At 70.0% G+C, this 8,812-nt stretch carries 9 protein-coding genes, 1 other RNA gene and 1 pseudogene; 7 read left to right on the top strand and 4 right to left on the bottom strand.

Annotation, left to right across the window (positions count from 1 at the left end; all coding sequences use genetic code 11):
- The 3 genes from ABYX71_RS08545 to ABYX71_RS08555 form a co-directional block, all read right to left on the bottom strand.
- Positions 1-584: SIS domain-containing protein (locus ABYX71_RS08545; RefSeq protein ID WP_372696076.1), on the bottom strand; the 584-nt coding region annotated here is incomplete at its 3' end.
- Positions 585-601: 17 nt separating this feature from the next.
- Positions 602-976 (bottom strand): YraN family protein, encoded by a 375-nt coding sequence (locus ABYX71_RS08550; protein WP_372696077.1) that lies wholly within the window; start codon positions 974-976, stop codon positions 602-604.
- Positions 973-2,421, bottom strand: coding sequence for a penicillin-binding protein activator (locus ABYX71_RS08555; protein WP_372696083.1), 1,449 nt, complete (start codon positions 2,419-2,421; stop codon positions 973-975). The genes ABYX71_RS08550 and ABYX71_RS08555 overlap by 4 nt, the downstream gene beginning before the upstream one ends.
- A 110-nt stretch (positions 2,422-2,531) precedes the next feature.
- Between ABYX71_RS08555 and rsmI the strand changes: the two are divergent.
- Both rsmI and rnpB read left to right on the top strand, forming a co-directional pair.
- Positions 2,532-3,359, top strand: a pseudogene (gene rsmI / locus ABYX71_RS08560) (16S rRNA (cytidine(1402)-2'-O)-methyltransferase); the annotation flags it as partial.
- Between the two features lie 43 nt (positions 3,360-3,402).
- Positions 3,403-3,771, top strand: an RNA gene (gene rnpB / locus ABYX71_RS08565) — RNase P RNA component class A.
- 39 nt (positions 3,772-3,810) lie between these two features.
- Here rnpB and ABYX71_RS08570 read toward each other — a convergent pair.
- Positions 3,811-4,956, bottom strand: a complete 1,146-nt coding sequence (locus tag ABYX71_RS08570; RefSeq protein ID WP_372696078.1) for a type IV pilus twitching motility protein PilT — start codon at positions 4,954-4,956, stop codon at positions 3,811-3,813.
- Positions 4,957-5,167: 211 nt separating this feature from the next.
- Here ABYX71_RS08570 and mraZ point away from each other — a divergent pair, with 211 nt between their 5' ends.
- The 5 genes from mraZ to ABYX71_RS08595 form a co-directional block, all read left to right on the top strand.
- On the top strand, positions 5,168-5,626 hold the full coding sequence (mraZ, locus tag ABYX71_RS08575; protein ID WP_372696079.1) for a division/cell wall cluster transcriptional repressor MraZ: 459 nt from the start codon (positions 5,168-5,170) through the stop codon (positions 5,624-5,626).
- Positions 5,626-6,558 carry a 16S rRNA (cytosine(1402)-N(4))-methyltransferase RsmH gene (gene rsmH / locus ABYX71_RS08580; protein ID WP_372696080.1) on the top strand — a complete coding sequence of 311 codons (933 nt, stop codon included), beginning with the start codon at positions 5,626-5,628 and terminating at the stop codon, positions 6,556-6,558. The genes mraZ and rsmH overlap by 1 nt, the downstream gene beginning before the upstream one ends.
- Positions 6,551-6,826: a cell division protein FtsL gene (gene ftsL / locus ABYX71_RS08585; protein WP_372696081.1), complete on the top strand. Its 276-nt coding sequence runs from the start codon at positions 6,551-6,553 to the stop codon at positions 6,824-6,826. The genes rsmH and ftsL overlap by 8 nt, the downstream gene beginning before the upstream one ends.
- Complete coding sequence (locus ABYX71_RS08590; protein WP_372696082.1) at positions 6,823-8,553, top strand: peptidoglycan D,D-transpeptidase FtsI family protein; 1,731 nt, start codon at positions 6,823-6,825, stop codon at positions 8,551-8,553. Before ftsL ends, ABYX71_RS08590 begins: the two co-directional genes overlap by 4 nt.
- Positions 8,554-8,636: 83 nt before the next feature.
- Positions 8,637-8,812 (top strand): Mur ligase domain-containing protein (locus ABYX71_RS08595; RefSeq protein ID WP_372696084.1); only part of this gene is annotated, 176 nt, incomplete at its 3' end.

Genomic DNA, 8,812 nt, shown 5'->3' on the forward strand with positions numbered 1-8,812 from the left:
CACGGCACCAACTCGCGGTCGATCAGCTCGCACAGGCAGTGCAGGATCAGAATGTGCACTTCCTGAATGCGGGGCGTGGCGGTAGCCGGAACGCGCAGTTCGATATCGGCGTCTCCGAGCAGGCCGGCCAGCCGCCCCCCGTCGCGCCCGGTCAGCGCCAGCACCGGCACACCCAGCGCCTGCGCCGCCTCCGCGGCACGCAGGATGCCCGGCGAGTTGCCACTGGTGCTGATCACGACCAGCGCATCGTCAGGCCGTGCCAGCGCCTGCACCTGGCGCGCGAACACGTCGTCGTAGCCGTAGTCGTTGGCCACCGCGGTCAGCGTGGAGGTGTCCGCATGCAGCGCGATGGCCGGCAGCCCGGCGCGCTCGCACTCGAAGCGGCCCAGCAACTCGCCACTGAAGTGCTGGGCATCCGCCGCCGAACCGCCGTTGCCGCACACCAGCAACTTGCCGCCGCTGCGCAGCACCTGCGCCAGGCGACTTGCCGCGCGCGCAATGGCCGGCGCCAGGACACCTGCAGTGGCCTGCTTGAGGCGGGCGCTCTCGTCGAAACGGTCGATGACCAGGGTGATCGAATTCATGCTCTGGGAACCGGGGGTCAATCAGCGGTGAAGGCGTTCTGCAACCAGACCAGGTGCTCCAGATCGAGTGCACCGGTGAAGCTGATCACATCGAAGCGACACGGCGGCAACGGACGCGGACGCCATGCCAGCAAGTACTGTTCTGCGGCCTTCAGTATGCGCCGGCGCTTGGCCGCCGTGACCGACTCGGCGGCACTGCCGAAGGCGCCACTGCGCCGGCTGCGCACTTCCACGAACACCAACTCGGCGCCGTGGCGCGCGATCAGGTCGATCTCACCGCCTGCCGCGCGGTAGTTGCGCGCCACGATCGCCAGCCCCTGTTTCGTCAGATGGGCGGCTGCCAATGCCTCGGCGTCCCGGCCGCGCTGCAGGTGCGGCGCAGCGGCCGTCACGGAAAACTGCCACGCGTCATGACCACCGGCACACCACCGCTGAAACGCGCACAATCGAGCACCTGTCGGCGCAGCGTACCGTCGACATCCATCGCCAGCGCACCGGTCAGCCCGTCAGGCAGCGCATCCACCGACCTGCCCTGCCACAGCAGGCGACCGAGCGCGTAGGCGTCCGCACCAAGGGCGACCAGCCGCGGCGGGCTGCGCTCCAGCAGTGGCCAGACACGCGTCGCAGCGGCCAACGGCCCCGGCGAGCCCGCATCCGTGCGGGACTCCAGCGCCCAGGGACTGTCGCAGAACACCAAATTGCCGAGGTCCGCGTCGGCCGCGCGGTTGGGATTGCCGTTCCACAGCCGCGAAGTCCCCAGTACCGGCAGATCGAAAAGGCCCACGTACTCCAGCTGCGGCATGATCTGACGCGCATCCGCGCCGGCGGCGATCACAATCAACGCCTGCGGCCCGCTTTCGGTCGCGATCACCGGGTCGGCCGATGCCAGCCGGTCGGCGAACAGGCTGCGCAGGGCCGGCGCAAAATCCGTGTCACCCGCGTCGAAAGGCACCGCCCCCACCAGCTGCCCACCCTGGGCCTCGAGGGCCTGCCGGTACAAGGTGCGCAGGCGCCGCCCCCAGGGGTCGTCCACGTACAACATGGCCACGCGCCGGTAGCCGGCGGCGGTCAGCCACCGCGCCCCGGCGGCCGCCTCGTCGGCAGGGTCCAGCGACAGCCGGTACAGGTTGATCTGGCCGGCGGTCCGCGCCGGGTTGTTCAGCGCCAGCGTCGGCCGCGCCAACGGCATCGCCGCCAGGGCGCGGACCTCCGCCTTTTGCAGCGGCCCGATCACCACGGCCGCGCCATCGGCCACGGCCCGCCGGTAACTGGCGACGACATCGTCGCCACTGGAATAAAACCGCAGCGATGGGCCCGACGGATCGCCCAGACGGGCCGCCACCAGGCCGGCGGTGATGGCCTGCGCCGCTGCCTCCAGTTCATCACCGTAGGGCAACAACACCGCCACGAAGTCGCCACCGGCCACCGACTGCCCCGGCGCGGCGGCGCCCGCCGGCACTTGCGCCAGCAGGCCATCGCGCTCGGCCATCAGCGCTGGTGGCAGATCGAGCAGGCGGGTCGGCGCCAGCGCGTCGGCGGCACCCGCGGGGTCATCGCGCGCCAGCGCCAAACGCGCCAGCAGAATCTGCTTGCGGGCGATCAGCGCGTCGCCAAGCGTGGCCACGTCCGCCTGTGCCAGCACGGCCTGACTGTTGGCGGGATCACCGGCGGCGAGCCAGGCGGCGGCGGCATGCAGTTGGTAAGCTTCACGAGCCGGCGACGCGGACCCGGACGCCAGCGCCAGCCACGCCTGCGCGGCAGCGGCATAGTCACCCCGGGTTTCCGCGGCGCGCGCTGCCTGCTCCGGATCGACCGGCGCCGCCGCGCGCTCGGGCATGGGCACGGGCGACGGCCCGGCGCAGCCCACAAGGGCCAGCACCGCCGCAACGACACATACAGAAACGAGCACTCTCACGGGGCGACTGAGCCGGCTGCCGGGCGCAAATGATGAAAACCACAACATCTGGCGGCCGATTGTACGTGGTGGCCACACCCCTCGGGAATCTGGCCGACCTGAGCCCCCGCGCGCGCGACACGCTGGCGGCGGCGGCCGTGATCGCCGCCGAGGACACGCGCCACAGCAAGCCGCTTTTGACGCATTACGGCGTGCGCACGCCGCTTGTGGCCCTGCACGAACACAATGAGGCGGCGCAAAGCGCCCGGCTGATCGAACGGCTGCACCAGGGCGACGACGTGGCCCTGATCAGCGACGCCGGCACTCCGGCCATCAGCGACCCCGGCCAGCGGCTGGTGGCCGCCGCCCACGCCGCCGGTATCCCGGTGGTGCCGCTGCCCGGGCCGTGCGCCGCCGTGGCGGCGCTGTCGGCCAGCGGCCTGTCCAGCGCGCGCTTTGCCTTCGAGGGTTTCCTGCCGGCCAAGCCGTCAGCGCGACGCACCGCACTGACCGCCCTGCTCGACGAGCCGCGCACGCTGATTCTGTACGAGGCACCACACCGCCTGACAGCGCTGCTCGAGGATGTGGCGCAGCTGTTCGGGGACCGTGAGGCGGCACTGGCCAAGGAACTGACCAAACTGCACGAGGCGGTGATCCGCGGCCACGCCGAGGCGTTGCTGGCCTGGCTGCGCGCCGAACCCGGGCGCGAGCGCGGCGAGTTCGTGCTGCTGATCGAAGGCGCACCGCCACGCCCGGCCGCCGAGGACGACCTCGACGTCCTGCTGACGCGCCTGCTGGCGGTGCTGCCCCTCAAGCAGGCGGTGACCGCCGCCGTGGCGGTGAGCCAGGCGCCGCGCAACCGCGTCTATCGGCGCGCGCTGGCCTTGCAACAGGCCGCCGGCAGCCCCACACTGGACGATGCGGGGAGCCGGACAGGCAATCGCGCCCGACAGGGCGAGGAAAGTCCGGGCTCCACAGGACGGGGTGCCAGGTAACGCCTGGGGGGCGCGAGCCTACGGAAAGTGCCACAGAAAACACACCGCCGATGGCGCCGGAGATTCCGGCGCACAGGCAAGGGTGAAAAGGTGCGGTAAGAGCGCACCGCGCCGCTGGCAACAGGGGTGGCAGGGTAAACCCCACCCGGAGCAAGACCAAATAGGGGGACGGCTGGCCGAAAGGCCACAACGCGTGGTCCGCGCGGTCCCCGGGTAGGTCGCTACAGGCGGGCGGTGACGTCCGCCGCAGACGAATGATTGCCCTCGACAGAACCCGGCTTATCGGCCGGCTCCCCGCCTTCCTTCCAGCGAGCCTGCCGGCAGGCTCGCCACACGCTCAGAACCCCTGGAAACGCAGCTTCAGATCGGTGACGTTGGTGGCGTTGGCCAGGGCGACATCGCGGGTGATCTGCCCACTCTCGGCCAGCTCGAACAGGTAGTCGTCGAACGAAATCATGCTGTGCTGGCGACCGTTCTTGATCACGTCGACGATGTCGGACTGACGCTCCGGATCCTCGATCATGTCGGCGATGGTCGGCGTCACCACCATGACCTCGAACGCCGCCACGCGGGCGCTGCCGTCGGCGCGCGGCAGCAGCCGCTGGCTGATGACGCCGCGCAGGTTGGCGGCAATGGCCTTGCGCTGGGTGTCCTGCTCCTCGGGCGGGAAATACGACACCAGGCGACTGATGGCGTCGTAGCAGTTCGGCGCATGCAGGGTGGAAATCACCAGATGTCCGGTTTCGCTGGCGCGCACCGCGGTGGTGATGGTCTCGGCGTCGCGCATCTCGCCGATGAAGATGACGTCCGGGTCCTGGCGCAGGGCGGCACGCATGGCATCGCCGAAGTTTGGCGTGTCGATGCCGACCTCGCGCTGGTTGACCACCGACACCTTGTCCCGGAACAGGTACTCGATCGGGTCCTCGATGGTCACGATGTGGCGGCGGTCACGCTCATTGATCATCTCGATCAGCCGCGCCAGCGTGGTCGACTTGCCCGAGCCGGTGGCGCCGGTCACCAACACCATGCCGCGCTTCATCTTGCTGAACAGCTCCACCGCCGGCGGAAGCTGCAGTGACTCGGCGCTGGGAATCTGCGTCGTGATCACGCGCAGCGCGATGGCGACGGTACCGCGCTGACGGTAGATGTTGGCGCGCACGCGACCGATGCCGGTGAACCCGTACGACAGATCGACGTGGTGCCGTTCGGCAAAAATGGCCGCCGAGCGCACATCCATCAACGCCTGTGCCAGGTCCTCGACGTCCTGCGAACCGAGCATGCCCTGATCCGGAATCGGCACCAGCTCGCCCAGGTGACGCCAGTACGGCGGCGCGCCTGCCTTGAAGTGCAGGTCCGACACCCGATGCTCGACCGCCGTCGCCACCGTATTGCGCAAGTAGGACTCACCGTCACCGGCGGCCAACTGCCGAATGGCTGAGACCGGAACGGCTGTTGGCGGTTCGAGGTTCGGCTGGTCGGACATCTGGGCGGCTCCGGCAGATTGCATGCGTTGGCGGCAGTGTAGCCAAGACCGCCAACGCATGCTGCAAGAACCGTCGGCGAAAGAGCCCGCCAGGGCGCCAAAAATCTGCCTTGACAGTCGTGGAGAGCAGTTCCTATAGTGGCCCCTTAGTGGGGATTAGTGGGGCAACTGGGTTAATTCGTGGGGAGATGTCCCATAACCCGAGGGGAGCATGTTTCGCGGCATCACGGCGCTCAATCTCGATGCCAAGGGGCGGATGGCCATTCCGAGCCGTTACCGCGAGCGCCTGCAAGCCGATCAGACACGCCAGCTGATCCTCACCCTGGACCATCGCGGCCAGTGCCTGCTGCTGTATCCGCTGCCGGTGTGGGAGGCGATCGAGCGCGAGCTCGTTGGCGCCCCCAACCTGCTTGAAGTCGTCGACCAGCTCAAACACACCCTGATCGGGCACGCCACCGAGTGCGAGCCCGACGCGCAGGGCCGCATCCTGTTGCCGACGATGCTGCGCGAGCTGGTCGGTATCGACCGCCAGGTAACGCTGGTGGGTCTGGGCAACAAGTTTGAACTGTGGGACGAGCAGGCCTGGGATCAGCGTCGCAAGGGCTGGCTGCAGGCGGCCCAGGACGGCGCCGTGCAGCTGCCGGAGCAACTCAGCCGGCTGGCATTTTGATGACCCACACCGACGCCGGCGGGCACCGGCCGGTCATGCTGGACGAGGTAATGCAAGCCCTGGCGATCCAAACGAGCGGCTGCTACGTGGACGGCACCTTCGGGGGTGGCGGGCACACGCGTGCACTGCTGGCGGCCTTGGGACCGCAGGGGCGACTGCTGGCCATCGACAAGGATCCCGCCGCCGTGGCGCGCGCCCGTGCCGAGTTCGACGCCGACCCGCGCGTCACCGTGCGCCACGGGAGCTTCGCGCAACTCGGCCAGTTCGTCGACGAACTTGGCCTGCGCGGGCAGGTTGCCGGCGTGCTGCTGGACCTGGGCATGTCCTCCATTCAGCTCGACGACGCCAGCCGCGGCTTCAGCTTCATGCGGCCCGGGCCGCTCGACATGCGCATGGACACCAGCCGCGGCCCCACCGCGGCGCAGTGGCTGCAGGACGCCAGCCAGGAACACATCGAGCAGGTGCTGCGTGAATTCGGCGAGGAGCGCTATGCCCGGCGCATCGCCGCCGCCGTGGTGGCGCGTCGCGCCAACGCCCCGATCACCACCACCGACGACCTGGTCGCCCTGGTGCGCGGCGCCGTCCCGCGGCGCGACCAGCACAAGCATCCGGCCACGCGCACCTTCCAGGCGCTGCGCATCGCCGTGAACCGGGAACTCGACGACCTGGCGGCCGGCCTCGATCAGGCGCTGGTGGCACTGGCGCCCGGTGGACGCCTGGTGGTGCTGAGCTTCCACTCCCTGGAGGACCGGCCGGTCAAGCGCTTCATGCGCCACCACGCCGGACGCCTGGAGGGCGCCTGCGAGCGGCCCACGCTGCGCCTGGTGCGCGTTCCCAAGAAAGCCGGTGCGGCCGAACTGGCAGTGAACCCGCGCGCCCGCAGCGCCATCCTGCGCGCGGCCGAGCGCCTGCCGGAGCCGCCCGATGCCTGAACGCATCGGCCATGCGTTGGTGGCAACGCTGCTGCTGGCGGTGTTCGCGTCGGCGCTGGGCGTCATCCACCTCAAGCACCACGAGCGCAGCCTGATCGCGCAGCTCAGCCGCCTGCGGCACGAACACGACCGACTCGACAGTGAATGGAGCCGCCTGCTGCTGGAGGAGGCCACCCTCACCACGCATGCGCGGGTCGAAGGCAAGGCCCGCGAGCAGCTGCACATGGTCCTGCCACAGGCGCAGGAAATCGTTCAGGTGCGCCAATGAGCGGGGTGTTCTCACGCCCACGGCACATCATCACGCTCGCCGTGCTGCTGCTCGCCGGCGTGGCGCTGATGACGCAGGCCGTGTACCTGCACACGCTGCGGACACAGTTCCTGAAGAAACAGGGCGACGCCCGCGCCTTGCGCACGGTCGAAGTCAACGCCCACCGCGGCATGTTGCTGGACCGCAACGGCGAGCCACTGGCCATCAGCGCGCCGGTGGACTCGATCTGGGTGGTGCCCGGCGATTTCGCCAAGGCGGCCGACCGCTGGCCGGAACTGGCCCACGCACTGGACATGCGCACGGACACCATACGGGCGCTGGTGAGCGCGCGCGCGAACACCAAGTTCGCCTACTTGAAACGTGCCATTCCGCCGGAGCAGGCGGAGCAGGTCCTGGCGCTGAAGATTCCCGGCGTCTACCGCCAGCGCGGCTACCGTCGCTACTACCCACTGGCCGAGGCGGCCGGCCACGTGGTCGGCTACACCGACATCGACGACCGTGGCCGCGGCGGCATCGAGGAAGCCTACGACAAGCACCTGCGCGGCACCCCCGGCAAGGAACGCATCGTGCTCGATGCGCGTCGCCGACGCGTGGCGCTGCTGGAAACCATCGCCCCGCCGCAGCCAGGCAAGGATCTGAAGCTGTCCATCGACCGGCGCATCCAGTACCTGGCCTACCGCGAGCTGAAGGCGGCGGTACGGCGCCACCAGGCCTCGTCGGGCATGGCGGTGATGTTGGACGTGACCACCGGCGAGGTGCTGGCCATGGTCAACCAGCCGACCTTCAACCCCAACGACCGCAACGACGGCGACCTTGACGGCCGTCGCAACCGCGCCGTCACCGACCCCTTCGAGCCCGGCTCCACCATCAAGCCGTTCACCGTGGCGGCGGCGCTGACGCACCGCAGCTTCGACCCGCACCACATCATCGACACTGCTCCCGGCTACATGCGCGTGGCCCGCCATACGGTGCGCGACGTGCACAACTACGGCCCCCTGGACATGGCCGGCGTGTTGCGCAAGTCCAGCAACGTCGGCGCGGTACAGATCGGCCTGTCCATGGCCGCCGAGCAGTTCTGGGAAACCCTCGCCGGCTTCGGCTTCGGCATGCCTACCGGGGCTGGCTTCCCGGGCGAGGCCAGCGGCCTTCTGCGGGCCGCCGGCAGCTGGCGACAGGTCGAACAGGTCACCCTGTCGTTCGGCTACGGCATGTCCACCACCGGGCTCCAACTGGCCCGCGCCTACGCCACGCTGGCCGGTGGCGGCGTGCAGCGGCCGGTCAGCTTCCTGGCCCTGGACAAACCACCCGCCGGTCGGCGCGTGCTGCCGGCGGACGTGGCTGCCCAGGTCAATGCCATGCTTGAAGGCGTGGTCGGCCCCGGCGGCACCGCGACCAAGGCGGCGATCGACGGCTACCGGGTGGGCGGCAAGACCGGTACCACGCACATCGCCAGCGCCGGCGGCTACGACCGGGGACGCTACCTGTCCATGTTCGTCGGCTTCGCGCCGGTCAGCGACCCGCGCCTGGTGCTGCTGGTGAACCTGCGCGACCCGCAGGGCGACTACTACGGCGGCGCCGTGGCGGCACCGGTGTTTCAGCGCGTCATGTCGGGCGCCCTGCGCCTGCTGGGGGTCGCCCCGGATGCCCTGATGCCGGCACCGCTGATGGCGCCTCCCCCAACCGGCGCTCCCGGCCTGGTGCAGGCGGCGGCGGAGCAGCGCCTGTGACACCGGCACGCAAACCAGCCCCCCCCGCCGTACCGCTGAGCACCCTGCTTGCCGGCTGGGTGGATGCCGCGTCGGCCAGCACCGTGACAGTCGGCGGCCTGTGCAACGACAGCCGCCGGGTGCGACCGGGTGACCTGTTCCTGGCGGTACCGGGTCAGCGCACCAGTGGCACCCGGCACCTCGACCAGGCCATTGCCGCCGGCGCCGTGGCGGCCCTGGTCGATGCCTCGCTGCCGCCGCCGGCGGCGGCATCCGTGCC

It is taken from the genome of Immundisolibacter sp. (assembly GCF_041625615.1).
In the GTDB taxonomy this organism is placed as follows: domain Bacteria; phylum Pseudomonadota; class Gammaproteobacteria; order Immundisolibacterales; family Immundisolibacteraceae; genus Immundisolibacter.

Coding starts and splice junctions, on each gene's coding strand:
- rsmH (WP_372696080.1), top strand. CDS start 5,626: ATGACCCACACCGACGCCGGCGGGCACCGGCCGGTCATGCTGGACGAG.
- ftsL (WP_372696081.1), top strand. CDS start 6,551: ATGCCTGAACGCATCGGCCATGCGTTGGTGGCAACGCTGCTGCTGGCG.
- ABYX71_RS08590 (WP_372696082.1), top strand. CDS start 6,823: ATGAGCGGGGTGTTCTCACGCCCACGGCACATCATCACGCTCGCCGTG.
- ABYX71_RS08555 (WP_372696083.1), bottom strand. CDS start 2,421: ATGCCCGAGCGCGCGGCGGCGCCGGTCGATCCGGAGCAGGCAGCGCGC.
- mraZ (WP_372696079.1), top strand. CDS start 5,168: ATGTTTCGCGGCATCACGGCGCTCAATCTCGATGCCAAGGGGCGGATG.
- ABYX71_RS08570 (WP_372696078.1), bottom strand. CDS start 4,956: ATGTCCGACCAGCCGAACCTCGAACCGCCAACAGCCGTTCCGGTCTCA.